The organism is Shouchella miscanthi, assembly GCF_007725405.1.
Lineage (GTDB): Bacteria > Bacillota > Bacilli > Bacillales > Bacillaceae_D > Shouchella > Shouchella hunanensis.
Genome location: NZ_CP042163.1, coordinates 2886038 through 2912997, shown reverse-complemented (window position 1 = coordinate 2912997; position 26960 = coordinate 2886038). Strand labels below are relative to the sequence as shown.

Annotated in this window: 28 protein-coding genes and 2 other annotated features; of the genes, 24 read left to right on the top strand and 4 right to left on the bottom strand. The window is 40.4% G+C overall.

Translation table 11 applies throughout. The annotated features are described in order from the left end of the window. The first annotated feature begins 212 nt into the window (after nt 1-212). Complete coding sequence (gene thrS, locus FPV17_RS14785; RefSeq protein ID WP_144559341.1) at nt 213-2132, top strand: threonine--tRNA ligase; 1920 nt, start codon at nt 213-215, stop codon at nt 2130-2132. 85 nt (nt 2133-2217) lie between these two features. Here the strand turns inward: thrS and FPV17_RS14780 are convergent, their stop codons facing one another. Both FPV17_RS14780 and FPV17_RS14775 read right to left on the bottom strand, forming a co-directional pair. Beyond that, entirely contained in the window at nt 2218-2535 is a 318-nt protein-coding gene (locus FPV17_RS14780) for a hypothetical protein (RefSeq protein ID WP_035397669.1), read from the bottom strand. Then, on the bottom strand, nt 2532-3068 hold the full coding sequence (locus FPV17_RS14775; protein ID WP_035397671.1) for a GrpB family protein: 537 nt from the start codon (nt 3066-3068) through the stop codon (nt 2532-2534). Before FPV17_RS14775 ends, FPV17_RS14780 begins: the two co-directional genes overlap by 4 nt. 119 nt (nt 3069-3187) lie before the next feature. Here FPV17_RS14775 and FPV17_RS14770 point away from each other — a divergent pair, with 119 nt between their 5' ends. The 12 genes from FPV17_RS14770 to FPV17_RS14715 all read left to right on the top strand — a co-directional run bounded on the left by FPV17_RS14770 (nt 3188) and on the right by FPV17_RS14715 (nt 12060). Next, nucleotides 3188-3571, top strand: coding sequence for an OsmC family protein (locus FPV17_RS14770; protein ID WP_318251696.1), 384 nt, complete (start codon nt 3188-3190; stop codon nt 3569-3571). Between the two features lie 195 nt (nt 3572-3766). Continuing rightward, nucleotides 3767-4489: a YIP1 family protein gene (locus tag FPV17_RS14765; RefSeq protein ID WP_035397673.1), complete on the top strand. Its 723-nt coding sequence runs from the start codon at nt 3767-3769 to the stop codon at nt 4487-4489. A gap of 1 nt (nt 4490) precedes the next feature. Then, nucleotides 4491-5834, top strand: a complete 1344-nt coding sequence (locus FPV17_RS14760; RefSeq protein WP_035397677.1) for an efflux RND transporter periplasmic adaptor subunit — start codon at nt 4491-4493, stop codon at nt 5832-5834. After that, nucleotides 5831-6502, top strand: a complete 672-nt coding sequence (locus FPV17_RS14755) for an ABC transporter ATP-binding protein (RefSeq protein ID WP_035397679.1) — start codon at nt 5831-5833, stop codon at nt 6500-6502. Before FPV17_RS14760 ends, FPV17_RS14755 begins: the two co-directional genes overlap by 4 nt. A gap of 24 nt (nt 6503-6526) precedes the next feature. After that, nucleotides 6527-7720: an ABC transporter permease gene (locus FPV17_RS14750; RefSeq protein WP_035397681.1), complete on the top strand. Its 1194-nt coding sequence runs from the start codon at nt 6527-6529 to the stop codon at nt 7718-7720. 60 nt (nt 7721-7780) lie between these two features. Beyond that, nucleotides 7781-7905: a sequence feature (ribosomal protein L20 leader region), on the top strand. Between the two features lie 66 nt (nt 7906-7971). Beyond that, nucleotides 7972-8475 carry a translation initiation factor IF-3 gene (infC, locus tag FPV17_RS14745; RefSeq protein WP_035397683.1) on the top strand — a complete coding sequence of 168 codons (504 nt, stop codon included), beginning with the start codon at nt 7972-7974 and terminating at the stop codon, nt 8473-8475. 38 nt (nt 8476-8513) lie between these two features. After that, on the top strand, nt 8514-8717 hold the full coding sequence (gene rpmI, locus FPV17_RS14740) for a 50S ribosomal protein L35 (RefSeq protein WP_035397685.1): 204 nt from the start codon (nt 8514-8516) through the stop codon (nt 8715-8717). A 32-nt stretch (nt 8718-8749) separates the two neighbouring features. Continuing rightward, nucleotides 8750-9109, top strand: a complete 360-nt coding sequence (gene rplT / locus FPV17_RS14735; protein WP_035397687.1) for a 50S ribosomal protein L20 — start codon at nt 8750-8752, stop codon at nt 9107-9109. Between the two features lie 56 nt (nt 9110-9165). Beyond that, nucleotides 9166-9423: a DUF1294 domain-containing protein gene (locus FPV17_RS14730; protein WP_035397689.1), complete on the top strand. Its 258-nt coding sequence runs from the start codon at nt 9166-9168 to the stop codon at nt 9421-9423. A 29-nt stretch (nt 9424-9452) separates the two neighbouring features. After that, the gene (locus tag FPV17_RS14725) at nt 9453-10037 is read left to right on the top strand and encodes a TVP38/TMEM64 family protein (protein WP_035397691.1); all 585 of its coding nucleotides are present in this window, start codon (nt 9453-9455) and stop codon (nt 10035-10037) included. 173 nt (nt 10038-10210) lie between these two features. Then, on the top strand, nt 10211-10537 hold the full coding sequence (locus tag FPV17_RS14720; RefSeq protein ID WP_035397693.1) for a DUF485 domain-containing protein: 327 nt from the start codon (nt 10211-10213) through the stop codon (nt 10535-10537). Beyond that, nucleotides 10534-12060 (top strand): solute symporter family protein, encoded by a 1527-nt coding sequence (locus tag FPV17_RS14715; RefSeq protein WP_035397695.1) that lies wholly within the window; start codon nt 10534-10536, stop codon nt 12058-12060. The genes FPV17_RS14720 and FPV17_RS14715 overlap by 4 nt, the downstream gene beginning before the upstream one ends. Nucleotides 12061-12114: 54 nt before the next feature. Here the strand turns inward: FPV17_RS14715 and FPV17_RS14710 are convergent, their stop codons facing one another. Next, nucleotides 12115-12522, bottom strand: a complete 408-nt coding sequence (locus tag FPV17_RS14710; RefSeq protein WP_035397698.1) for a hypothetical protein — start codon at nt 12520-12522, stop codon at nt 12115-12117. A gap of 172 nt (nt 12523-12694) precedes the next feature. On the opposite strand from FPV17_RS14710, the gene FPV17_RS14705 reads away from it, so the two are divergent. Continuing rightward, on the top strand, nt 12695-13765 hold the full coding sequence (locus FPV17_RS14705; protein ID WP_490723215.1) for a M42 family metallopeptidase: 1071 nt from the start codon (nt 12695-12697) through the stop codon (nt 13763-13765). Nucleotides 13766-13782: 17 nt separating this feature from the next. Beyond that, nucleotides 13783-14067 (top strand): hypothetical protein, encoded by a 285-nt coding sequence (locus FPV17_RS14700; protein ID WP_035397700.1) that lies wholly within the window; start codon nt 13783-13785, stop codon nt 14065-14067. Nucleotides 14068-14353: 286 nt separating this feature from the next. On the opposite strand, the gene sspI is transcribed toward FPV17_RS14700, so the two are convergent. Continuing rightward, nucleotides 14354-14560 carry a small acid-soluble spore protein SspI gene (sspI, locus tag FPV17_RS14695; RefSeq protein WP_035397702.1) on the bottom strand — a complete coding sequence of 69 codons (207 nt, stop codon included), beginning with the start codon at nt 14558-14560 and terminating at the stop codon, nt 14354-14356. Nucleotides 14561-14675: 115 nt separating this feature from the next. Between sspI and FPV17_RS14690 the strand changes: the two genes are divergently transcribed. The 9 genes from FPV17_RS14690 to FPV17_RS14650 all read left to right on the top strand — a co-directional run bounded on the left by FPV17_RS14690 (nt 14676) and on the right by FPV17_RS14650 (nt 26937). Then, nucleotides 14676-15419: a TrmH family RNA methyltransferase gene (locus tag FPV17_RS14690; RefSeq protein ID WP_035397704.1), complete on the top strand. Its 744-nt coding sequence runs from the start codon at nt 14676-14678 to the stop codon at nt 15417-15419. A 50-nt stretch (nt 15420-15469) separates the two neighbouring features. Then, nucleotides 15470-15680 (top strand) — a binding site (T-box leader). Between the two features lie 54 nt (nt 15681-15734). Continuing rightward, nucleotides 15735-16769, top strand: a complete 1035-nt coding sequence (pheS, locus tag FPV17_RS14685) for a phenylalanine--tRNA ligase subunit alpha (RefSeq protein ID WP_035397706.1) — start codon at nt 15735-15737, stop codon at nt 16767-16769. 16 nt (nt 16770-16785) lie between these two features. Then, entirely contained in the window at nt 16786-19212 is a 2427-nt protein-coding gene (gene pheT, locus FPV17_RS14680; protein WP_144559339.1) for a phenylalanine--tRNA ligase subunit beta, read from the top strand. A gap of 298 nt (nt 19213-19510) precedes the next feature. After that, nucleotides 19511-19747 carry a cell division protein ZapA gene (gene zapA, locus FPV17_RS14675; protein WP_035397709.1) on the top strand — a complete coding sequence of 79 codons (237 nt, stop codon included), beginning with the start codon at nt 19511-19513 and terminating at the stop codon, nt 19745-19747. Nucleotide 19748: 1 nt separating this feature from the next. Further along, complete coding sequence (locus FPV17_RS14670) at nt 19749-20288, top strand: CvpA family protein (protein ID WP_035397711.1); 540 nt, start codon at nt 19749-19751, stop codon at nt 20286-20288. Nucleotides 20289-20336: 48 nt separating this feature from the next. Beyond that, the gene (polX, locus tag FPV17_RS14665) at nt 20337-22067 is read left to right on the top strand and encodes a DNA polymerase/3'-5' exonuclease PolX (protein WP_144559338.1); all 1731 of its coding nucleotides are present in this window, start codon (nt 20337-20339) and stop codon (nt 22065-22067) included. Continuing rightward, nucleotides 22067-24430 (top strand): endonuclease MutS2, encoded by a 2364-nt coding sequence (locus tag FPV17_RS14660; RefSeq protein ID WP_144559337.1) that lies wholly within the window; start codon nt 22067-22069, stop codon nt 24428-24430. The genes polX and FPV17_RS14660 overlap by 1 nt, the downstream gene beginning before the upstream one ends. Nucleotides 24431-24442: 12 nt before the next feature. Beyond that, a complete protein-coding gene (locus tag FPV17_RS14655) occupies nt 24443-24853 on the top strand; it encodes a DUF350 domain-containing protein (RefSeq protein ID WP_038481759.1) in 411 nt (136 codons plus the stop codon). 383 nt (nt 24854-25236) lie between these two features. Next, nucleotides 25237-26937: a long-chain-fatty-acid--CoA ligase gene (locus tag FPV17_RS14650; RefSeq protein ID WP_144559336.1), complete on the top strand. Its 1701-nt coding sequence runs from the start codon at nt 25237-25239 to the stop codon at nt 26935-26937. The last annotated feature ends 23 nt before the right edge of the window (nt 26938-26960 follow it).

The window sequence follows — 26960 nt, the reverse complement described above, 5'->3', positions numbered from 1 at the left end:
ATGGAGTCTAGGCTGGAAGCTCCTAAGTACGATTGAATCATTACCACCTTTGAACTGCTTCGGTGAAAACAAGTAATCGAAGCCGGCCCGCAACCGTTATGTGTATGTAGAGTATTGTATTAGGGTGGAACCACGAAACCACACTCGTCCCTTTTTAGAGGAACGAGTGTTTTTTTATTTGAAAAAAAGCGAAGAAGAAAGGATGAATACACATGGAGTTTGTATTTCCAGATGGAGCTAAAAAAGAATTTCCAAGTGGTACATCTACAGAAGCGATCGCAGCTTCAATTAGCCCAGGACTTAAGAAAAAAGCGTTAGCAGGAAAGTTGAATGGCGATTTGATCGACTTGAAGACACCACTACCAAACGATGGCACGATTGAAATCGTTACAGCATCTTCAGAAGAAGCACTGGAGATCATGCGTCATAGTACCGCCCATCTACTAGCTCAAGCAGTGAAACGTTTGTTCCCTAACGTGCAGCTCGGAGTTGGACCAGTTATTGAGGGGGGCTTCTATTATGACATTGATGCCGATGAGTCTATAACAGCTGAGGACTTACCAAAAATTGAAAAAGAAATGAAGAAGATTGTTGGTGAGAATTTAGAAATCATTCGTGAAGTTGTTAGTCGAGAAGAAGCCATTGCTCGCTTTAAAGAAATAAATGATCCGTATAAGCTTGAATTAATTGAAGCCATTCCAGAGGATGAAAAGGTTACGATTTATAAGCAAGGTGAGTTTTTTGATTTATGTCGAGGAATCCATGTCCCTTCAACGAACAAAATAAAAGAATTTAAACTGTTGTCAACAGCAGGTGCTTATTGGCGTGGTGACTCTAAAAATAAGATGTTACAACGGATTTATGGAACGGCCTTCTTTTCGAAAGAAGACTTAAAAGCTCACTTACAAATGCTTGAAGAAGCAAAAGAGCGTGACCACCGTAAATTAGGAAAAGAGCTCGGTATTTTCGCGTTATCCCAAAAAGTAGGACAAGGGTTGCCGCTTTGGTTGCCTAAAGGTGCGACAATTCGTCGTATTATTGAACGATACATTGTCGATAAAGAAGAGCGTCTTGGTTACCAGCATGTGTATACACCGATTCTAGGTTCATCTGAACTATACAAAACATCAGGTCACTGGGAGCATTACAGCGATGATATGTTTCCGCCGATGGAAATGGATAACGAAACCCTCGTGCTCCGTCCAATGAACTGTCCACACCATATGATGGTTTATAAACAAGATATGAGAAGCTATCGTCAGCTTCCTTTACGCATTGCTGAACTTGGAATGCAGCATCGTTATGAAATGTCAGGAGCGGTTTCAGGATTACAGCGTGTAAGAGGAATGACTCTAAATGATGCACATATTTTCTGTCGCCCTGACCAGATTAAAGATGAATTTGTTCGTGTTGTTCGTCTTGTTCAAGAAGTTTACAAAGATTTTGGTTTAGAAAATTATTCATTCCGGTTATCTTATCGTGATCCTGAAGATAAAGAAAAGTATTTTGATGACGATGAGATGTGGACTAAAGCCCAATCCATGTTAAAAGAAGCAATGGATGCTCTCGGTGCTACTTATTATGAGGCGATTGGTGAAGCGGCTTTTTATGGTCCGAAACTAGATGTTCAAGTGAAAACCGCACTTGGGAAAGAAGAAACGTTATCAACTGTTCAGCTTGATTTCTTGCTCCCTGAGCGTTTTGATTTAACATATGTAGGAGAAGATGGGAAGCAGCATCGTCCTGTTGTCGTTCACCGTGGAGTTGTTTCCACAATGGAACGATTTGTTGCCTTCTTACTCGAAGAATACAAAGGGGCTTTACCAACATGGTTAGCACCTGTACAAGTTCAACTCATTCCGGTTTCAAATGAAGTGCACTTAAACTATACGAAACAAGTACAAGAAGCATTGCAAGCCGTTGGTGTTCGCGTAGAAATTGATGACCGAGACGAAAAGCTCGGCTACAAGATTCGTGAGTCACAAATGCAAAAAATTCCTTACATGCTTGTTCTAGGTGATAAAGAACTAGAAGCAGACACTGTTAATATTCGTAAATATGGTGAAAGTCAATCTGAATCACAAGCGTTACAAACGTTTGTCGACATGATTAAAGCGGAGGCACGTAAGTAAAAATGAAGGCTGGCATTGAGATTTCTTAATGCCAGCCTTTTTACAATCTCTTAAATGAATTTTAATGGTCTGGCATCAATTTCCACTAGCTAAATGAAATGGTTTCGATGACGATGATTTGTGCGTCTTCTAGTGCAAGTGTTTCATGAAGTTCACCTCGTTCCCACTCAACAAAGTGAAAAGGCTTGACTAATTCAAGACTGAATTCATTACGTACTTCTAACAAGCCACTTACACAGTATAGTCGTTGGGACGTTGCCGCTCTATGCATGCCAATTTTGTTGCCTTTTTGCAGAGCCATTAGTTGAATGTGAGTAGCTTCTTTTGTAAGTGCAAGGGGGAAGGATAGTACATTTGATTGGTAGTGGGTAATGTGTTTTCCGGTAAGTTCGACAACGTTCATCGGTGGTCACCAGCCTTTTTTAAGATCTTTTGAACAAATGCTTTTTTCCCATCTGTATATGCCTTTGGATCTGTGGGGAATTGTTTCGCTAATGACAGTTTAAGCTGTTCGTATAAAAGCGCGACATCCTGATTGTTTCTCAAATAATCGCGAAATAAGAGAAGGGTGCTACAAGTAGTTGAGTCTCTTTCAACAATGTGCAAAACAATCGATTTGTTTGTGTACGTTTGATCGGTGAATTTAGCTAAAACAAAGCGGTCGTCAAGCTGAACATTTTTTAAGCGGTGAAAGTGATCGTTTTGAAGTGTCTCAAATGGAAATTGATGAAAAAGTGATAGAGTGTCGATGCCAATACAAATGTCAAGTATAGGCTTTGCTTTTAAACCAGGGATGGCTGTAGAACCAATGTGTTCAATCGTAGGAGTAAACGCATAAAGAATCGTACTTAATCGTTGCTTCTCCTTTTGGAAACCTTCTTTCCACAGCTCATTGTGTAGGGAAAGGGAAACGCGGTTTTGTTCAAGACCAAACATAGCATCACTCCATATAAACAGTATAGGTACGATGATACGTCTATTTCTAAGGAATGAATAGACTGTTTTTTCTTTTAGAAGTAACGTATACTAGAAGTAGAGAATAGGAGTGATTTAGGTTGCTTAACTATAAAATGAAAGATATCGGGTACACAATTGATTTACCGTACGGAAAGCTCGATATAAGTGGTGATGAATCTGCTGGATTTAGGCCATTCCAACTACTTGTCTCGTCTATTGCCGTCTGTAGCGGAGGCGTGTTTCGAACCATTTTGGATAAGAAGCGCATTTCGTACAAATCAATTAATCTAGAAGCCGACGTTGTTCGAAATGAAGCGAATGTAAATGAAGTGACGGAAGTCCATCTAACCTTCATCATTGAAGGCGCTCAAGCGAATTTCGAGAAATTGGAAAAAGCGTTGCAGTTAGCGACGAAAAATTGTCCAATTGTGCAGTCGGTGAACAAGAGTATAAACATTACAGAAACCATTAAAATGATATAGATAAATGCAAACGCCGGCTCCTTATAAGGGGACGGCGTTTTTTAACGGATCAATTCTCATTATGTTTAATCGAATACTATTCCCTAAAAAGTGATCATTTAAACAAAAAAATTCTAAAGTTTTTCTAAAGTCGCCCCTTTTTTTATGAAATGCTTGTATAATTAAGGAAATAAAAAGAAAAAAGGGGATCGTGTAATGGAGCAACGAAGTGAGCTACACCATATGGAGGAAGCTAATTATTATAAAAAACCAAATATTTTTTCATTTATTATAAGCCCTATAAAGCAATTTGATCGCATTCGTTATGAACCTAAAGCGCTCGGACCAATGTTTTTTATTTTAGCTATCGTGCTTATTGGCTTACTTATTCCTGTTTTAGCAGGACAAGGTGGTCTTGTTCCATCTCAAACGGGTGAATTTTATGGTGAGGATATGTACATGGACGACTATTACTATGAGCCCGATCCACTCTCAAGTATAAATATAGATTCATTTGTGACGAACGCGATTGTATGGCTTGCTGTTTTAGGAGTATTTGCTGCTGTTCCACCTCTTCTTTCGCTGCTTCTGTTTGCGTTTGCGAAAATGCACAATCGGGATACTACGTATGGGACTCTCTATTCCATGACGGTGTTTGCTACACTCGTCGTAGGTATAGGCTTTTTGTATGTCATGATTATGAACACGATCGCCGGAACATATGGCTATATGTACACAGCACCAACGGTGTTTGTCAATCAAGAGCATATTCTCTATCCCTTTTTAGCAAGTTTAGAAATATCGACGTTGCTCTTTATCATTTTAATTGTGATCGGTTTAATTCGAACTGCAGCATTTGAACGATTTGTTGCGATTGCAGTTGGTATAGGTATGTATGCAGTAGTATTTATTTTTCAAGTAGTAGGGGGAATGATGTAACATGAAATCTTGGAAAAAGGGGATCATTGCTAGTTTAGTTGTTGCATCTGTTGGTACATTTACGGTTTATGGTATGACAAAGGGAAAAGATTTGGCTGTAAGTAGTTATGAGGAAACGTTTGATTTAATTTCGCCTATGTATGAGGATTTGAGTACGGTCGTGATGGTGCCAGGATCACTTGAGCTAGTGAATCGACAAGTCGTGCAACCTTCTACTGAACAAGGTTCCTATCAAGTGCTTGTCGAGGTGGGTGATGAAGTAGAAGAAGGTACGCCAATCTTACAATACAGCACCACAGAAATTGATTTTGAAATTCAAGATCTTGAGTTACAGATTGAACAAGGACAAACGACGATCCGTAATTTAACTGCTTCAGAGGCGGAGATAACAAAACGGAAAAACGGACCTGACGTTAAACCGACCTATCTTGAAGATGAAGAAACAGGGGATCGGACGGAAATAGAACCTCTTGTAACGGTTGCTGAATTAGATGCTGAACTGGCAGAATTGGCAGATCAAAAAAAAGCGGAAAACTATGCCATTTCACGTCTGCAAAATCAATTAGAAACAGCGAAAAAGCAAAAAGGAGAGCTGACGTTAACGAGTACAATTAACGGAAGAGTGCTGAGCATCAACGATCAAGGTGGAAATACAGACGATTTAGGAAACTCGTTGCCTTTAATGGAAATCGCCGATACGACTCAATTTACAATTACAGGAAATGTGTCAGAGCGACAATCGTTGGATGTGGAGCTCGGTCATGTTGCGTCTATTTATTCCGATACAATTGAAGACGGATTTTGGTCTGGTGAAGTGATTGATGTATCCTATTTTCCAACAGAGGGTGATGATTGGTATGGAGATTCGTCTGGTTCGCAATACCCTGTAACGATTAAAATAACCGAGGGAGAAACGGAAAATTTACGTCCTGGTTATCAAGTGATGGCGGAAATTGTGACGAGTGAAGAGATGGGCCTGACGCTGGATATGGAGTTGGTTCAATATGATGAGGTGGGGAGCTTTGTCTTTGTTTATGAAGACGGCGTTGCCGTTCGTCGTGAAATAGAAATTGATTACGCGAATGATTACTCAGTGAAAATCATAGAGGGCCTAACAGAAGAAGATCTTGTGATTGCAGACTATATGCAAATGGTTACAGAAGGAATGACGATTACGGTAAGTGAATTCAATGAAGAAGAATTTTATGAAGAAGGATTTATTGAAGGCGAATTTGAAGAGGGCGAATTTGAAGAGGGCGAATTTGAAGAAGGTGATTTCGATGAAATGGATCAAGAAGATGAGACTGGAGAATTAGAGGAGCAAGAAGGAGATGATGAGTTGTGATTACGTTAAATCAAGTGACGAAATCATTTCGCTTAGGTCCTTCTTGGTCGCAAGTGCTCTCTCCAATTGATTTACAGATTGAGAAAGGGAGTTTTATGTCGATTATGGGTCCTTCCGGTTCTGGTAAATCAACGCTTATGAACATTTTAGGCTGTCTCGATAAACCAACTACAGGTCAGTATATACTCGATGGTGAAAAAATTGATCGACAGACACCGCGACAGCTTGCGCAAATTCGTAATAAAAAAATTGGCTTTGTGTTTCAACAGTTCCACTTACTCCCACGGCAATCTGCTTGGAAAAATGTTGAGCTACCATTAATTTATAGTGGAATGAAGAAAAAAGAACGTAAGGAAAGAGCGTTTGCTGCCCTTGCTAAAGTGGGCTTAGCGGACCGTGTTCACTACAAGCCCACCTCTCTTTCAGGTGGACAAAAACAGCGTGTCGCTATTGCCCGGGCAATAGTAAATTCACCATCCTTAATTCTTGCTGACGAGCCTACAGGAGCACTTGATACGAAAACAAGTGAAGCCATTATTCGCTTATTACGAGAGCTCAATCAAGCAGGTACGACGGTTGTTATTATTACCCACGAAAACGAGGTAGCTGCTCAGACGGATCGAGTTGTATACGTACGTGACGGTAAAATTAACGATGCCGCATCGTAACGTATTGGGGAGAGGACTGAAAACGTGAACATTATCGAGAATATAAAAATGGCCTTTAGTTCTATTGCTGCCCAAAAGATGCGCGCTATATTAACGACACTAGGAATCATTATTGGTGTTGCTGCTGTTATCATTGTTGTTGCTATCGGGCAAGGAGCAGAACAAAAGCTAAAAGAGCAAATGATTGGTGTCGAAAACATTCGCACCGTCTATTTTGAACCTTCAGAGGAAGATCAAGCACAGAACCCAAATATATGGTTTGGACAGCAATATACCGAACAAGACTTAGAAGATATTCAAGCATTACCAGATGTGCAGTCAGTTGTTGCTACAGCCTCTGACTACCGGACGTTAAGCGTTGGAGAAATGGAGAGCGAAGCCGATATTATTGGCACAAATATGCATTACTTTGATCTTTACCAATATGAAGCGATGGATGGTGAGTTGTTAACGCCCATTGATTTTTTAGCAGGTACGAGAAAAGTAGTCATTAGTTCATCATTAGCAGAAATGTTGTTTCCATATGAATCTCCTGTTGGCCAAACGATGAAAATTGGCGCTTACCCAATGGAAATTATTGGAGTGCTAGCTCCATCGGAAAGCATTCTTAGTTATGAATATGAACAAGTCATTATGCCATATGAAACGTGGAAACAAATTTTCTTCAGAGAAGGATACTCAGGTTTGAGTATTTCCGCAGCGTCTGTTGAACAAGCGGAATGGGCCGTTGCCGATGTCATGTATACGTTGAATACGAACCACGATACGATTGATGCGTATCAAAGCCATGATGTCAGCCAATATTTAGAAGCGGATGCTGGAATAACACAAATTTTAACGGTTATTATTGGTGGGATTGCAGGCATTTCTTTACTTGTTGGTGGGATTGGCGTTATGAATATAATGCTTGTCTCCGTTACAGAACGAACAAGGGAAATTGGTATTCGTAAATCAATGGGGGCGACAACAGGACAAATTATGCTACAATTTCTCGTTGAATCGGTCGTACTCACATTCTTAGGTGGACTAATGGGAATTTTGATTGGAAGCCTACTCGTCGTGTTAATTGGAAATGGGTTTGATTTAGACGTTGCACTTTCCATTCCTGTAATTACAATTGCTACAACGTTCTCTATTGTTGTTGGGGTCATTTTTGGTTTACTACCGGCTAATAAAGCTGCTAAATTGGATCCCGTTGATGCGTTGCGGTACGAATAAAGAGAACATACGTTGACAAGGGTGAAAAATAATGGTATATTAGCACTTGTGTTAGTCAAATAAAGCAAGAAGAAGCACCCGCTTCTCACCTGTTGACAATGGTTGTCAGGTTAGAAATCGTCAGTTTTTTATTTAATAAGCTGATTAAATGTGGGTGCCGTGTGTACCTGCATTTTTTTGCGTATCGACGTTTTATATTGCTTTAGCTGCATCACAAAAACCACTGGAGGTGGCTCATTATTAGCAAGGACATGTTGGTCAATGAAGGGATTCGAGCTCGAGAAGTACGTTTAATTGGCGCTAATGGCGATCAAATTGGCGTGAAATCAAAGCATGAAGCACTGGAAATGGCACAAAGAGTAAATCTTGACCTTGTCTGCGTGGCACCAAATGCGAAACCGCCTGTCTGCCGTATCATGGATTATGGAAAATATCGCTATGAGCAGCAGAAAAAAGATAAGGAAACACGTAAAAAGCAGAAAGTAATTACTGTTAAAGAAGTTCGTCTTAGTCCAACGATTGAAGACAACGATTTTAATACGAAATTACGAAATGCACGTAAATTCCTTGAAAAAGGCGATAAGGTAAAAGCTTCTATTCGTTTTCGCGGTCGTGCGATTACACACTCTCAAATCGGGCGTGATGTACTAGAGCGTCTTGCAAAAGAATGTGAAGATATTGCCACTATTGAATCTCGTCCAAAGATGGAAGGACGTAGCATGTTTCTCATTATGGCTCCAAAAGCGGAGAAATAATTTTAGTTTTTAGGATTAGTTAAAAGGAGGACGTTATTATGCCTAAGATGAAAACTCACCGTGGCGCTGCAAAGCGTTTCAAGAAAACTGGGACTGGCAAGCTAAAGCGTTCACACGCGTATACTAGCCACATGTTCCGTAACAAATCTCAGAAACAAAAGCGTAAATTACGTAAGTCTGCAATTGTTCATTCTGGAGACTTCAAACGTATTCGTCAAATGCTAACATACAAGAAAAAATAAACTGTTCGTTCAGATAGAAGGAGGGATTTGCGATGCCAAGAGTAAAAGGTGGATATGTCGCTCGTCGTCGTCGTAAAAAGGTTTTAAAACTAGCTAAAGGGTATTACGGTTCCAAACATACGTTATTCAAGTCCGCTCAAGGACAAGTAATGAAATCACTTCAGTATGCTTACCGTGACCGTCGTCAGAAAAAGCGTGATTTCCGTAAGCTTTGGATTACACGTATTAATGCAGCAGCGCGTATTAACGGTCTTTCTTACAGCCGTCTAATGCACGGATTAAAGCTTGCTGAAATTAATGTAAACCGTAAAATGCTTGCAGAACTTGCTGTAAATGACGAAAAAGCATTTGCTCAATTAGCTGACCAAGCGAAAGCTAGCTTAAATAACTAATATAAAGTACAGCCACCTGGCTGTACTTTTTTAAAGTATATAGGAGAAATAAATCAATGCTTGTTTATCTTAGTTTGCTTTCGGTTTTTACTTTTATTGTAATGGGTATGGATAAGCACAATGCCCGCCATCAAAAAAGTAGAATACCAGAAAAGAGTCTATTTTTATTAGCTATAGTTGGTGGTAGTGTTGGCTTACTAGCAGGTATGTATAGTTTTCGCCATAAGACAAGAAAGCCTTCATTTAAATATGGAATACCGGCACTTGTTGTTCTGCAATTAGCTGTAGGGTTGTTCATTTACACATCGTTGTAGCATACACATGGTAAAGAGGAGGCATGACGATGGACGGCTTACTAACAGACGCACTCGCCTATATTGAAGCTGCTGGCTGGTTGGCACCGGTATTATTTATAATTCTTCATATTTTACGTCCTGTGCTATTTCTACCTGTATTGCTTGTGACGCTAGCAGGTGGTTATGTATTTGGACTCTTTTACGGAATGATTTTTTCATATGTTGGCTTAATGGGAGTAAGTCTAACGTTTTATTGGCTCATTGAGCGATTTCCAAAAGTATATGACAAGCTAAAAATGGTGAAAGAAAAGCTTCTCGGATCAAAAACGAGTTTAACTATATGGCAGCTACTTTTATTGCGTATTATGCCGTTTGTTCACTTCCATGCGCTTTCGTTTTATGTAATGGAAGAGTCTAAGCATTATCGTGATTATGTGAAACAATCAGCGGTAATGAATATGTCACCAGCTATTGTTTACACAGCTTTCGGCGGCTTAATCCATGAGTTACCCTTACCAGGATTAGTCGTGTTTTGTTTATTCCTAGTTTTATTTATGTTTATTATTCGTCCTAAAAAGCCTACTGACACCTATCAGCCAAACGACATTGACGCCCCTTTACCTCAAAAGTAAGGGGGATTTTCTTTTTGGTATGAGGTAGACGACCACAATCGCAAATGATGTTATTTTTTGAAAATTAATAATTGACTTATTGATAGCGTTTTCATAAACTAAATATATTCTGATATGTTTAAGGAGGAAAATCGTTTTACTAATGAATTGAAACCCATAGAGGAGGAGTCGGCATGAGGAAAAATCAGGATTCGTACTATGAGAAAATTGAGAAGAGCCCGTCTTTTAAACGTCTGATGAAAGAGAAAAAAGGCTTTTTAATTCCATCCATCATCTTTTTTATGCTTTTTTACTTTTCGTTACCCGTACTTGCCGTTTATACAGATGTGTTAAATGGACGAGTTTTTGGCGATATTACGTGGGCTTGGGTGTTAGCTGTAGCACAATTTATCATGACCTGGACTTTGTGTACGCTTTACGTAAAAAAAGCGGCTAAATTCGATAAACTCGCTGAAGAGGTAATCGAAGAAAGTGAACAGAAAGAGAGGGCTAGTCTATGAATCCAGCCGTCATTACACTGTTTTTAGCAATCGTTGCATTAACCCTTGTTATTACGTATTTTGCTGCCAAGCGAACAAAAACAGCAAGTGAATTTTATACAGCAGGAGGCGGGCTTACAGGGTGGCAAAATGGTTTGGCGATTGCTGGAGATTATTTATCTGCGGCATCTTTTCTAGGGATAGCAGGTGCAATAGCCCTTTTTGGATTTGATGGTTTCTTTTATAGTATTGGTTACTTAGTCGCGTACCTCGTCGTAATGTTCATTGTCGCCGAGCCGTTGCGCAACCTAGGAAAATATACATTAGCTGATATGATTCATTCTCGATTCGATGCTCGGAAAGTTCGAGGTGTCGCCGCTGGAAGTACGATTACCATTGTCATTTTCTATATGATTGCGCAACTTGTAGGAGCCGGTGCACTTATACAACTTCTTTTCAATATTCCTTATACATGGGCTGTTTTACTAGTAGGCGTGATGATGACAACGTATGTACTTTTTGGAGGAATGACTGCGACGAGCTGGGTGCAAATCGTAAAAGCAGCATTGCTTATGATTGCTACAGTGTTAATCTCCATTATGGTGCTGTTTCAATTTAACTTTAATATTGCTGAAATGTTCTCAACGGTAAGTTCAATGGAAGGAGAAGGGTTTTTAAATCCAGGTGGCCAGGGAAGAGCTCCAATTGATTCCATTTCCTTAATGCTTGCATTAGTACTAGGTACAGCGGGGCTTCCACATATTCTTATGCGCTTCTTCACAGTAAGAGATGCGAAGACAGCAAGAAGCTCTGTTGTAACGGCAACGTGGATTGTTGGGATCTTCTATTTACTTACGATTTTCTTAGGCTTTGGTGCAGCTGCTTTTGTAGGTTCTGATGCTATAATGGAAGCAAATCCAGCTGGGAATATGGCAGCCCCTTTATTAGCTGAGGAGCTGGGTGGAGAACTATTCATGTCGTTTGTAGCAGCTGTTGCATTTGCGACGATTCTTGCTGTTGTTGCTGGTCTAGTTTTGTCAGGAGCATCTGCATTTGCCCATGATGTGTATGGACAAATCATTAAAAAGGGTCAAGCAACACCAAAACAAGAAGTGGTAGCAGCGCGACTAGCCTCTGTCACAGTAGCGATCTTGTCAATCATACTTGCCCTGTTTGCTCAAAATATGAACGTTGCTTTTTTAGTTGCACTAGCGTTCTGTGTGGCGGCAAGTGCGAATCTCCCAGTCATCGTATACACCATCTATTGGAAGCGTTTTAACACAACGGGGGCCATTACGGCTATGCTATCAGGTTTACTGTCTGCGTTGTTCTTAGTTGCCGTGAGTCCGAATGTCATAAGAGCTGATGGCACTGCGTTTATAGTCGGTGATCCGTTAATTGATTTAACGAATCCGGCAATTATTTCAGTTCCTATTGGCTTCTTAGGAGGCATTATTGGCACCTATTTATCTAAAGAACGAAATGAGCAGAAATATTCTGAAGTAAAGGTTCGAGCTAATATTGGCTTGAAAAAAGCCGAGTAATAACAAAACGCCAGCGTACTCAAGTAAGAGTATGCTGGCGTTGTCTTTGCTTACTTACGTAATAGGTTGATCGCTTGTCGATGACGATTTCATGAACGCTTTAACTGGTTTTGACCATTCTATTGAAGCTTTTGGATAGCGGATTCGAATTTCTTCTTCTAAAAAATGAAAGTCTTCATAGCGAAAGCCCTTTAAAGAATGCTGATCCATTTGCATGTGAATACGAGTAATGTCAAAGGAATCAGCTGTAGCCTCTAAATATTTTTCCCCTTCAAACATTAAGCCCTTATACGTTATAAAAAAATTTTTTCGGACATTATCCTCTTCATCAAGGAAATAAAATTCTCTTTTTTCCTGCGCTTTTGTCAGCTTCCTCTCAGGCTTTACTATATATTTAATGAGGCTATAAGCAATGACAATTATGGTTAAGATAATGAGAATGCGGAATAGAATAACAAGCATAGAGGACAGCTCCTTTCAAAATAGATCCCTTACTAGTCATACTACGTAAGAAGAAAAAGGAAGGTTTCATTAATAGTTATAAAGTTTCCCGAACAACTTGTCCACTAAACGTTTGTTGAAAAAAAGAAATTTCGTTATACTAACGGTATTGTGCAAAGAGGGAGTGCTAAATTTGGATCAACAATTACAAATGCTAAAAGATTTAACAGATGCAAATGGAATTTCTGGCTTTGAGAAAGAAGCTAGAGATGTAATGAAATCATACATCTCTCCATATGCGGATTCGATCGAGACCGATCATCTAGGAAGTTTGATTGCTAAGAAAGTGGGCAATGAAGCAGGTCCTAAAATTATGATTGCTGGCCATTTAGATGAGATTGGCTTTATGGTGACGACAATTGACGATAAAGGTTTCCTACGTTTTCAAACGATTGGTGGCTGGTGGGGGCAAGTGATGCTCGCACAACGAGTGACCATTATGACGAAAAAAGGAAATGTTGCAGGTGTCATCGGCTCTAAACCACCTCATGTTTTGTCACCAGAGGCTCGAAAAAAACCTGTTGATATAAAAGACATGTTTATAGACGTTGGGGCAAGCTCTAAAGAAGAAGCAGCTGAATTTGGAATTATGCCAGGAGATGCAGTTGTGCCAGTTTGTGAATTTACCGTTATGAAAAATGAAAAGCTATTAATGGCGAAGGCTTGGGATAACCGTATCGGGTGCGCAATCGCTATTGACGTCTTAAAACAGTTACAAGGTCAAGAGCACCCTAATGTTGTCTATGGTGTGGGTACCGTCCAAGAGGAAGTAGGATTACGAGGAGCAAAGACAAGCGCCCATGCTGTTCAACCAGATATTGGATTTGGTGTTGATGTAGGGATAGGAGCTGACACACCTGGAACAAAAGGCGAAGGTACCTTAGGGAAAGGTCCGCAAATCATCTTGTTTGATGCATCGATGATCCCTCATAAAGATCTTCGAGATCTTGTTATACAAACGGCAGATGAAAATAAAATACCGTATCAATATGATTCGATTGCAGGTGGAGGTACTGATTCTGGCTCTATTCATTTGACTGCAAATGGGGTACCGGCTCTTTCCATTACCGTTGCGACGCGATACATCCACACTCATGCAGGTATTTTACATCGAGATGACTATGAGAATACGGTCAAGCTATTAGTGGAAGTCATTAAAAAATTGGATGCAGACACAGTGAAACAGTTAACGTTTGGTTCATAAGTAAAAGGGGTTAGCAAATGGATCGATACGGAAAGTGGTCTTTTGTGTTAACAGTCATTTCTTCTGTTATGCTGAGCGTATTTGCGGTGTTTCTTATAACGGGTTTTGCAACAACTTATCCTTCATGGGTCACCAATGCGCTTGGTTCCATTGCACTACTCGTCTTATTTGCTAGTGTTGGCTTTAGTTTGGCCTCTCTTGGAAAAGGAGAAAAAGGGAAGTGGAAATTGGCGCCATGGGTTTTAATCGGTTTAAGCGTCGTCGTCTTATTTATTCTGATTAATGTCGTTTATATGAATTAAGGTTCGTTTAAACGATTACGAATTAAATCAATGCCATATAAGAAGATGCAAAGATGGAAGATAAATAAGAAAAAGCGAAATCCACGGAACCCATATGTTTCCATCGGATGTTGAAACATAAACGATATACCGTAACACAGTAGGATGAATGCGATTATGGAAAAGAACCATCGGATTAGCAAAGGTTACACCTCAAATAATAGACATGTACTATGTCTATGCGGGATAAAGGCAAGTAGTCTTAAAAGGTATATACAAAAAAAGCGAGCGGAATCGCTCGCTTTTTTTAGTTTAAGCCTTTGCTAATATCGGCGCAAAGTTGATCTTTTGTTGATTCATCTGCTTGCTGCCAGTACACTTCAAAGAGAACGCCAAGTCCAGGAAGCATCTTTTCTTCGCCGCTTTGAATAGCGTCTAGAATCGTTGCTTCAACATCCTCTTGGCTTGATCCTTGAATATTAGACATAATGGCACCACGTAAGTTAAATCCCATGCGATTACCCCCTAGGTTAAATGAATCCTCTATAGTATGGCTTCTAAAGGGTAGAAATTATGTATAAAACAAGCTATTCTTTTAGGAAGAACAGTAAAAAAGAGAGGGTAAACAGTTGAAGACAATTGAATCAACGAAAAATGAACGCGTAAAGGCATGGAAAAAGTTACACACGAGAAAAGGGAGAGAGCAGGCTGACTCATTCCTCATAGAAGGCGATCATCTAGTTGATGAGGCACTTGCAGCATCTGTTGCGATCGAGGCGATGATCACAACTCGTACCGACTATGAGACACCTTTCTCTGGTTCTGTATACTATGTCACACAAGCAGTTATGGATGAATTATCAATGACCGAAACGGCTCCAGGTATCATCGCCGTTTGTCAAAAAAAAGTTTGGAAACAACCGACGTCGTTAACCGGAACGTATGTGTTGCTTGATAGCGTTCAAGATCCAGGAAACGTTGGGACGATCATACGGACGGCTCTCGCACTACATGCGTCAGGCGTCATCTTAGGTAAAGGAACAGTGGATGTATATAATGATAAAGTCATTCGCTCGACCCAAGGTGCTTTATTTCACATGCCTGTTTACACAGGTGATCTTCATCAATGGATAGAGACTTTTAAAAAGGAAACTGTACCCGTCATAGGTACAGCTTTAACAAACGCTTCTCCTCTTAAGCGAGATCAAACCTACCCTTCCTTTGCACTACTCGTAGGGAATGAAGGAGAAGGTGTACAGCCCTCTTTACTTTCTCAAGCAACCGAAAATGTCTATATTCCAATCAGTCAGCGTTCGGAGTCGCTTAATGTAGGAATAGCAACTGGCATTTTGCTTTTTTCTTTACAAGGGTAGCCTTGCACATTAAGGGCAAGTTGATTATAATAGAAGACAATAAAATAACGAAAAAAGCAATGATAGAGAGTAGTACGTTCATGACCACCTTATAGGGAGAAGTTGTCTAGACTGGAAGCAACTTTAAGGAACGGCAGGACTGAATTCACTCTGGAGCTGTCCTCTTAAAAGAGGATACCGGTTAAGAGCCGTTATAGTGAATGAAGTCAACGTTTTTACGTATGTGAACTAAGGGTGGTACCGCGAGCTTTCGTCCCTTTCCAGGGGATGGAGGCTCTTTTTGTTGTTTTCTTGAATGCTAAGGGAGGCTATAAGATGCGAGAACAATTAGAAGGATTAAAACAAGAAGCGTTAGCTAAAGTGACAGCAGCTCAATCAGAGAAAGAATTACAAGACGTACGCGTCGCCTATTTAGGGAAAAAAGGTCCGATCACGGAAGTATTACGTGGGATGGGGAAGTTATCTGCTGAAGAGCGACCGGTTATTGGCGCATTGGCTAATGTCGTTCGTGATGAGATTAAAGCAGCAATTGACGAAAAAATGGAGAAGATGGCCGCTTCTGCTCTTGATCAGAAATTAAAGGCAGAAACGATTGACGTCACGCTACCTGGACGTAAACCGACACAAGGAACAACCCACCCACTAAATCAAGTCGTTCGTGAAATTGAAGAAATCTTTTTAGGAATGGGCTTTTCAGTTGGGGAAGGTCCTGAAATTGAAACAGACTATTACAATTTTGAAGCCTTAAACTTACCGAAAGATCACCCTGCTCGTGATATGCAAGACTCTTTCTATATAACAGAGGACACATTGCTTCGAACGCAGACATCGCCAGTTCAAGCACGAACAATGGAAGCTCATAAAGGGAAGGGGCCAGTTAAAGTAGTCGCTCCAGGAAAAGTATTTAGACGTGATGATGATGATGCGACTCATTCTCATCAATTTATGCAAGCAGAAGGGCTTTATGTAGACAAAGACGTTCGTATGAGTGATTTAAAAGGTGTACTTGAACTCTTTGCTAAACAGTTTTTTGGACAAGATCGCGAAATTCGTTTACGTCCAAGCTTCTTTCCTTTTACAGAACCATCAGTAGAAATTGACGTGTCATGTGGGATTTGCAAAGGACAAGGCTGTCGAGTGTGTAAGCAATCTGGCTGGATTGAAGTATTAGGCGCAGGCATGGTTCATCCCCGTGTACTCGAAATGAGTGGATTTGATCCAAATGAATACAGTGGATTTGCTTTTGGAATGGGTGTTGAGCGACTAGCGATGCTAAAGTATGACGTTGATGATATTCGCCAGTTTTATACAAATGATAACCGGTTTCTACAGCAGTTTCATACAAAGTGAGGGGGATAAAAAATAAATGTTAGTTTCATACGAATGGTTACAACACTACATTGAAATAGATGATATTACGCCAGAAGAAATTGCGGAGAAGATGACGCGAAGTGGAATCGAAATTGATTTTATTCATAATCGAAACAACGGCGCAACCAACATTGTGGTCGGTTATGTAAAAGCAATTGAGCAACATCCAGACGCAGATAAATTAAATGTCTGCCAAGTAGACATTGGGGAAGAGGAACCAGTTCAAATTGTTTGCGGTGCACCGAATGTTGACGCTGGTCAATATGTGGCTGTTGCTAAGGTTGGAGCGCGATTACCCGGTAATGTGAAGATTAAAAAGGCAAAATTAAGAGGCCAACTTTCTCAAGGGATGATTTGCTCTTTACAAGAGCTTGGCATTGAAGGAAAGCTTGTTCCTAAGCGCTATGCAGAAGGAATTTATGTTTTTCCCGAGGGTGCAGAAGTAGACCCTGGAGATGATGTGCTTGCGATAATGGCATTAAATGATCGAGTTCTTGAACTAGACTTAACTGCGAATCGATCAGATTGTATGCATATGATTGGTGTAGCCTATGAGTTAGCGGCTCTATATGATCGTCCAGTTAAGTTGCCAAAAGCAAAAGTAAGAGAAATTAAAGAAGCGGCTGAAGATTATATTAGCGTACAAGTTGATCATGCTGAAGAAACACCATTTTACCAAGCACTAGTAATAAAAAATGTTCAAGTTGGACCTTCACCTGCTTGGTTACAAAATCGCCTAATGGCAGCGGGAATACGCCCGATAAGCAATGTGGTAGACGTGACGAACTATGTGTTGCTTGAATATGGTCAGCCGTTACATGCGTTTGACTATCATGCCCTTGGAACAGGAAAAATTCACGTTCGACGCGCGTACAGCGATGAATCATTCACTACATTAGATGGGATTGAACGGACGTTAAGCCAAGAGCAACTCGTTATTACGAATGGAAAAGAGCCTGTTGCTTTAGCAGGGGTAATGGGCGGATTGGATTCCGAAGTGACAGATTCAACCACAACGATTGTTCTTGAAGCGGCATCGTTTGCACCTGGACTTGTTCGAAAGTCATCTAAACGAAACAATCTGAGAAGCGATTCAAGTGCTCGATTTGAAAAAGGTGTGAATGAGAGCAGAATTGGAGAAGCGGCGAGGAGAGCAGCTTACTTAATTCAAGACTTAGCTGGTGGTCAAGTATTAAGTGGCGATGTAACTGTCGATCATCGTGTGAAAAAAGAAACAACGATTTCTCTTAACTTGGATCAAATGAACCATCGTTTAGGAACGACTTTATCCATATCTGAAGTGGCTAGCATCATGGGGCGTCTCCAGCTTCCGTGCGAAAAAGTAGATCATGATCTCGTTGTCACCATCCCTGAGCGTCGAAAAGACCTTGTGATTAAACAAGACCTTTATGAAGAAGTCGCACGTATACACGGATATGATAACATTCCTTCTACGTTACCAATCGGCACAACCACTCAAGGAAAACGATCGCCGAAACAGCTCATTCGCACTCAAATTCGCAGTGTTCTTAGCGCTTCTGGGTTGGCAGATGTCATAAGCTACTCTTTAACAAGTCCTGCCAAAGCAGCACGTTTCGTTGACGATGTCTACCAGCCAATACGCATTGACAAGCCGATGAGTGAAGAACGAAGTGTGATGCGTACGAGCTTGCTGCCACATTTATATGATATCGCTGCTCATAACCGTAACCACCGTAATCAAGACCTTTTTATTTATGAACTAGGGTCCGTTTTCTTAACAACGGAAGAAACATTAACGACATTACCTAGAGAAGAAGAGCGTGTCGCTGGTTTTATTAGCGGCACTTACTTAAACCATATGTGGCAAGGCGAGAAGAAGCAAAGTGATTTCTTCTTGTTAAAAGGCATGGTTGAGCAACTATTTGCTTCACTCGGTTTAACAGATATCGTGAGTTTCAAGCAAGTAGAACAAGCTGATTTTCATCCTGGTCGTACCGCAACCGTTTTGTTAAAAGGTGAACCGATTGGAATAATTGGTCAAGTTCATCCAGCGTTACAGGATGAGTGGAACCTTGATGAGTCTTATGTGTTTGAATTGACAATAGAGTCGATTTTCACCCAAGCTAATCAGATGGTTCTGTACCAAGGTGTACCGAAATTCCCATCGATTGGACGAGATATTGCTCTTGTCGTGGATCAGCACATTCCTGTTGCCGACTTAACAACAGTGATTCAAGCAGCAGGCGGTAGCTTACTTAAACAAGTGAGTCTGTTTGATTTATATGAAGGTGATCACTTAGAGGACGGTAAAAAGTCAGTTGCTTTCTCGTTAACGTATCGCCATAATGAACGAACGTTAACAGATGAAGAGGTGCAAGAGCAGCATGAGCAAGTGTTACAAGCTTTAACAGATACGTACCAAGCGACATTACGTTCATAAAAAAAAACGTTTGCTAGTTTAAATTATGGAAGGAGTTTTTCCAATAAGTCACTTAAAGTGATGGATGGAAGAGCTCTTTTTTTAGGTTTCGCAAATAGTATCACGCTGTGCTTGCGCCAAAGGCTTTCCGGTTATGGCCAAAGCAACGGCGCATTCGTGGCAAGGAGGATTTATGTGAAAGAATGGAAAAACTGCGCCAGCTTTGGGTTTCAGCTATTTAGCAGTTTCCAATTTAAGTCTGACATGGTATGATGAAGATTAGTTTCAACTAATGCCTTAACGGTATGGAGGTTCTCTCGTGGAAAATGATGATAATAAAACGAGGACGACAGTCCGTATTCAAGGTCAAACGTACAATGTGGTAAGTGAAGAACAAGCTGCCCATGTCAAAACGGTTGCCAAATATATAGACGATAAAATGGACGAATTAAAAAAAAGAAATCCATATTTAGATACAACGAAATTGTCCGTACTCACTGCATTAAATATTGCGGATGACTATTTAAAATTAAAACGGGACATTGAAGGAGAGTAAGATGCTCAGTTTAATTATCCTTGTATTATTGCTCTTCGGCTTCTTTATTGGAAGGCGCCGAGGGTTTATTTTGCAACTCATTCACTTAGTAAGCTTTTTTGTAGCAATTTTTATTGCTTGGCGTTATTATGAGCCATTAGCAAATACGATACGACTATACATTCCATATCCGGACTTTTCAGGGGATGGAGCCATCGGTATGATTATCCAATCGTTCGATGCGGAAAGTGTGTATTATTCTGCCATCGCGTTTGCGATTCTCTTTTTTGTGACAAAAATCATTTTGCATATTATCGGATCGATGTTAGATTTTGTTTCTCATTTGCCTATATTAAAAACGGTAAACAGTCTTTTAGGCGGCATATTAGGGTTTTTAGAAATTTATCTATTACTATTTGTTCTCTTATTTGTTGCAACAGTTATTCCAGTAGGAAGCATACAAGGGGCGCTTCAATCATCGGTTGTAGCAGATTTAATGATTAATCATACACCTTATTTATCAGACTGGTTAAGTGAATTATGGGTAAGACCTTCATTTTAATGATTGCTCGCGCATAGCGAGCTTTTTTTTGTAAAGGAGTGTTAGAAGTTGGATAAAAAACAAGTGATTCAAACCCTTGAGGAAATTGCACGTTATTTAGAAATCAAAGGAGAAAACACCTTTAAAATTTCAGCTTATCGAAAAGCGGCACAAGCATTGGAGAAGGATGAACGGTCCTTGCAAGAGATTGATCGACCACAGCAACTTGCAGGAATTGGGAAAGCTACTTCAGAAGTCATACTAGAGTTAAAGGAGACAGGACAGTCAACCGTATTAAGTGAATTACAAGAAAGCTTACCTGCCAGCTTAATGGAACTTATCCAAATTCCAGGTTTAGGTGGCAAAAAAGTAGGGCGATTGTATCGAGAGCTAGGGATAGAGAGTAAAGAAGGATTGCTTGAAGCAGCCAAATTGAACACGATTCAAGCACTTGAAGGGTTTGGAGCCAAGTCTGAAGAGAAAATGATTCAAGCGATTGAGTCGTGGAGTGAACGTCCTGACAGACTCCCACTAGCGACTGTCCTGCCTATAGCTAAAAAGGTGGAAAGTCAGTTAAACGAATGGGCAGAAGTCATTCGGTTTTCGAGAGCTGGGAGCTTAAGACGGTTAAACGAAACTGTAAAAGACTTAGATTACATCATTGCTACCGATCAACCTGCCGTTGTGAAACAACGCCTTCTTGATTTACAGGATCGAACCGATATTATTTCAAAAGGGGATACGAAAGTTTCTTTGAACATAAAAGGAAACCCTCATTCTGTGTCTGTTGATTTTCGAATTGTGTCGGATGAAGCGTTCGCCACCGCTTTACACCACTTTACTGGCTCCAAAGACCATAATGTCCGTATGAGGCAGCTAGCAAAACAACAAGGTGAAAAAATAAATGAGTACGGCGTAGAGGTACTAGAAACCGGCGAAATTCTCACATTTCCTAATGAGACTGATTTTTTTCACCACTTTCATACTGCCTTTATTCCCCCGGAAGCACGAGAAGATGGCACAGAGATTGATGCACATCCAATTGGACAACAGTTTGTGCCCTATAAAGTGATGTCAGACTTACACATGCATACGACATGGAGTGATGGTGCCCAATCATTTGAAGAAATGGCCGAAGCCGCTAAAGAAAAAGGTTATCACCATATTGCCATTACCGATCACTCACACTATCTAAAAGTTGCAAATGGACTTACTGTCGAACGGTTAAAAGCACAGCATCAAGCGATTCGGGATTGGAATGAGCGACATACGGATTTTTCGATTTTTACTGGAATTGAAATGGACATATTACCAAACGGTAGCCTAGACTATGAAGATGACGTGCTAGCATCAATTGATTTTGTCATTGCATCCATTCACTCTTCTTTTTCACAGAGTAAAGCAGATATGATGAAACGGATGAAGCAAGCGATGTTTAATCCTCATGTCGACATGATTGCTCATCCCACCGGACGTTTAATTGGAAAGCGTGCAGGTTATCAAGTAGATGTGGAACAGCTTATTCAATGGTCAAAAGAAACAGGGACTGTATTAGAACTGAATGCAAATCCAAATCGTCTTGATTTAGAATTAATGTGGCTAAAGCGGGCGGTTGAAGTAGGTGCACCTCTTGCAATCAATTCAGATGCTCATCGAATAGACATGTTAGAAGATGTTGTTTATGGTTATGGACAAGCAACGAAAGCGAAGGTACCGCATGATACAATTATTAATACGTGGTCAACGGAAAAATTGATTGCATGGTTAAATACGAACAAGCAGGACAGGAGGCTTTACTAATGGAGCACGTACTCCGAGTGTTAGAATACGATAAAATGAAAGCGCAGCTGATTGGTTTTGTGGCATCAAGCTTAGGAAAGCAACGTGTACAAGCATTGAAGCCTTTAATCGATTTAGATGACGTTCAATTAGTACAAAATGAAACTGCTGAAATAAGTGATATTATTCGTCTAAAAGGCCATGTTCCATTAGGTGGAATTAGCGATATAAAAGCACACGTAAAGCGAGCGGCGATTGGAGGGGTTCTTTCTGCAAGTGAACTTACAGAAATTGCATCAACTCTTTACGGAAGTAAACAACTTAAGTATTTTTTTGAAGAGATCATTGATGAAGGAAATATTGATATTCCGCTGTTGCAAGAGCGAATAGAAGTCCTTGAACCGTTGTCACCACTTGAAAGGGAGATCAAAAGCTGTATTGACGATTATGGCACTGTATTAGATCAAGCGAGTCAAGCATTACGCACGATCCGTCATCAAATGCGTAGTTATGAATCGACAATTAAATCAAAACTCGAATCTCTCACAAGAGGGAGCGGTACGAGAAAGATGTTATCTGACGCCATTGTGACGATTCGTAGCGACCGGTATGTTGTTCCGGTTAAGCAAGAATATCGAGGGAGTTTTGGCGGGATTGTCCATGATCAATCTTCATCAGGAGCGACGCTGTTTATTGAACCTGCTTCAATCGTCACGTTAAATAATCAGTTAACAGAAGCGAAAGCGAAAGAAAGACGAGAGATCGAACGTATTTTAACAGAATTGTCATCAAAAGTAGCTGAAGAAGAAGCGCAATTATTAGTCAATGTAGAGACGCTAGCGGATATGGATTTTATTTCGGCGAAAGGCTATTATGCAAAGTCGATTAAAGGGGTAAAACCCATTTTAAACAATCAAGGGGTCATTGATTTAAAACAAGCGAGGCATCCTTTATTGCCAAGTGAAGACGTTGTCCCAAGTGATATTGCGATTGGAAATCAAGTCCGTTCTCTCGTCATAACAGGACCGAATACAGGTGGTAAAACGGTTACCCTTAAAACAATTGGCTTGCTAACGGTAATGGCGCAATCAGGACTCCATGTGCCTGCTGAAGAAGAAACCCAATTAGCTGTATTTGAGCATGTATTTGCAGATATTGGGGATGAGCAGTCTATTGAACAAAGCTTAAGTACCTTTTCATCCCATATGAAAAACATTGTTTCGATTTTAGAGAAAATGAATGCAAATAGCCTTGTGCTTTTTGATGAATTAGGAGCAGGCACAGATCCAACAGAAGGAGCAGCACTTGCCATTGCCATTCTTGATTTTGTTTATAAGAAAGGGGCTTTGGCGGCTGCGACAACGCATTATAGTGAATTAAAAGGGTATGCGTTTAACCGGGAAGGCGCTATTAACGCTAGCGTCGAATTTGATGTAGAAACCCTTCGACCGACTTACCGGTTACTCGTTGGTGTGCCTGGACGAAGCAATGCGTTTGCGATTTCGAGACGATTAGGACTTGGAGAAGGTATTATTGCGGATGCGAAACTACAGATTGATAGCGATTCGACACAAGTGGAAAATATGATTTCATCTTTAGAAGATAGCCGCAAATCGACTGAACAAGAATGGAGTCAAGCGCACCAAGTACGGCTTGAAGCAGACAAGCTTCGAACCGAGTTAGCGACAAAGCTCGATGAATTTGAAAGAATGAAAGAAAAAATGATAGAAGAAGCGGAAGCAAAAGCAGCAAAAGCAGTGGCTGATGCGAAAGAAGAGGCAGAAGTGATCATTTCCGAACTTAGAGATTTGCAAAAAGCCGGTTATGAGGTAAAAGAACATCAGCTTATTAACGCTCGAAAGCATCTGAATGAAGCGGTGCCAAAGCTCAATAAAAAGCAAAAACAAGTGAAGAAAACGGCAGAAAAAGCCAAACGTATTCCAAAATCTGGAGATGAAGTAAAAGTCATCAGTTTTAACCAAAAAGGTACGGTTGTAAAGAAGGTGACGGACAACGAGTATCAAGTTCAGCTTGGTATTATGAAAATGACAGTTGCGCTTGATGACATACAAGTGCTTGAACAAGCAAAAACTATAGAGCCACAAAAAGCGATTACAACTATTCGTGGTAGTGATGCTCATGTAAAGGCGGAGCTCGACCTACGTGGTGTCCGCTATGATGATGCGATGAATCGAATTGAAAAATATATTGATGATGCCCTCCTTGCTGGTTACCATCAAGTCTCCATCATTCATGGAAAAGGCACTGGTGCACTAAGAAAAGGTGTAAAGCAATTTGTTGCTAGTCATCCACGTATTAAATCTTCTCGTGATGGTGGAATGAATGAAGGTGGGCTTGGCAATACGGTAGTGGAATTGAAATAGGAGGCTATAGAGATGGAGCGCTTATTGTCAAATGAATGGATTCAAACAATCGCAAATTATAGTGTTACGATTTTAATGCTCATTGTTTTTCTTGCGATTTTTGAAACGGTCACGAAGTACAATAACTGGGAAGAGATTAAGCAAGGCAATGTTGCTGTTGCAATGGCAACTGGTGGCAAGATGTTTGGTGTGGCGAATATTTTCGCCAACGTCATTCATCAATCTGAATCGTTGCTTATGATGCTCATGTGGGGTAGCTTTGGCTTTGTACTTCTACTATTTAGCTATTTTATTTTTGAGTTTTTAACACCAGGTTTCAACGTCGATGAAGAAATAGGCAATGATAATCGTGCGGTCGGTCTAGTATCTCTCCTTCTGTCAATTGGATTGTCTTTCGTTATTTCAGCAGGAATAAAAGGGTAGGGGAAAGCCATGAAACTGTTAATTCGCATATTGTATATTTGCTGTGCTATTTTTGCGCTAGCAGGAATTCTATTCTTGTTCATTTATGCGTAACATGCTCAAAAGCGTAAGGAAACGGACATCGTCCGTTTCTTTTTTTGGTTAGCTAAGCTAAAAAGGACCGGTAGAGATCGGTTTCTTTCAACATAAGAAAAAGAGCACTTTTCGTAAATGCCTTCGACGCAAAGCATGCACAAAAGCGAGTAAAGGAGAGTGGAAGACTTCATAAAGATATTTTTTTGAAAAAATAAGAAAAAACAATTGGAAACTGTAAGCGATTACAATACAATGGAAATGAGGAGAATGCATTTCTATTGTGAGGAGCCTGAATGAGGAGGGGAACGATGGAGATCGTTGAAAAAAGATGGACGCAGCACTATCCGAAAACTGTGAAGGAATCCATGCATTATGATGAGCTTCCGTTGCAACATTTTTTCACTGAATCTGCCAAGGCGTATCCTGAACACGAGGCTGTTCATTTTTTAGGAAAATCAATCACATATGAGGATTTGCATAACCAAGCAGTTTCTTTTGCAAATCAGCTGATTAAATTGGGGGTGAAAAAAGGAGATCGAGTAGCGGTAATGTTACCAAACTCTCCACAATCAATCATCAGCTATTACGGCATTTTAATGACAGGTGGAATTGTTGTTCAAACAAACCCTCTTTACGTGGAACGAGAACTACAGCATCAACTATCTGATTCAGGAGCGAAACTCATTGTTTGTCTTGATTCAGTTTTACCTCGGGTACAAAAGGTAATGGAGCAAACGCCACTTGAACTGATTATTGTTACAAGTATTCCAGATTACTTACCATTTCCAAAAGGCATGCTTTTTCCACTTGTACAGAAAAAGCAAGGCATTCCAAAAGTGAAAGTGGAATACTCAGATCGGATATTACGGTTTACTAAACTTGTTAAAGAGGGTAGTCTCAAGCAGCCCGATGTTGAAGTGACTAGTACGGATGTGGCGTTATTGCAATATACTGGGGGTACTACCGGGCTAGCAAAAGGCGTTATCTTAACTCATTATAATCTTGTTGTGAATGCTCAGCAGTGTAATGCGTGGCTGTATAAAGCTGAACCGGCTAAAGAGCGTGTACTCGGTGTGATGCCATTTTTTCACGTGTATGGTATGACTACTGTTATGAATGTCGCCGTTTTGAAGGCGCAGACAATGGTTCTTTTACCACGATTTAATCCGAAAGATGTGCTAAAAACAATTGAAAAGCAGAAGATAACGCTATTTCCAGGTGCACCAACGATGTATATTGCGCTCTGTAAACAAGAAGATATTACGGAATATGATTTGACGTCAGTGAACGCATGTATTAGTGGAGCGGCCGCTCTTCCGCTAGAAGTACAGCAAAAGTTTGAAAAGCTGACAAACGGTCGAATTGTAGAAGGGTACGGATTAACGGAAACATCTCCAGTTGCATGCGCGAACCCTATATGGGATAAGCGAAAGCCAGGAAGTGTAGGTATTCCTTGGCCAGATACAGATGTTATGATTTTTTCGTTAGAACGTGACGGACCAGCAGAAATAGGAGAAATTGGTGAAGTGTTTATCAAAGGTCCTCAAGTGATGTCGGGCTATTGGAATCGACCAGAAGACACAAGTCAAACGTTTCATGGTGACTGGTTTAAAAGTGGTGACATGGGCAGAATGGATGAGGATGGCTACGTATATATAGTGGATCGAAAAAAAGAATTGATTATTGCAAGCGGGTACAATATTTATCCTCGAGAAATTGAAGAAGTATTCTATGAACATGAAGCGATTGTGCAAGCCGCTGTAATCGGTGTACCAGACGAATACCGTGGTGAAACGGTGAAGGCATTTGTTGTATTAAAAGAGGGTGCTTCCATTACGGAAGAGGAGTTAAAAAGCTATTGCGCAAAACGAATGGCAGCTTTCAAACTTCCTAAGTACTATGAATTTAGAGATGAACTGCCTGCTACATTAACAGGTAAAATATTGAAAAGAGTATTATTAGATGAAGAACGAACAAAGAGAGATACACACGAAAAAAAGCAAGCTTAGAACACAAGGTTTCTTTGCTATGC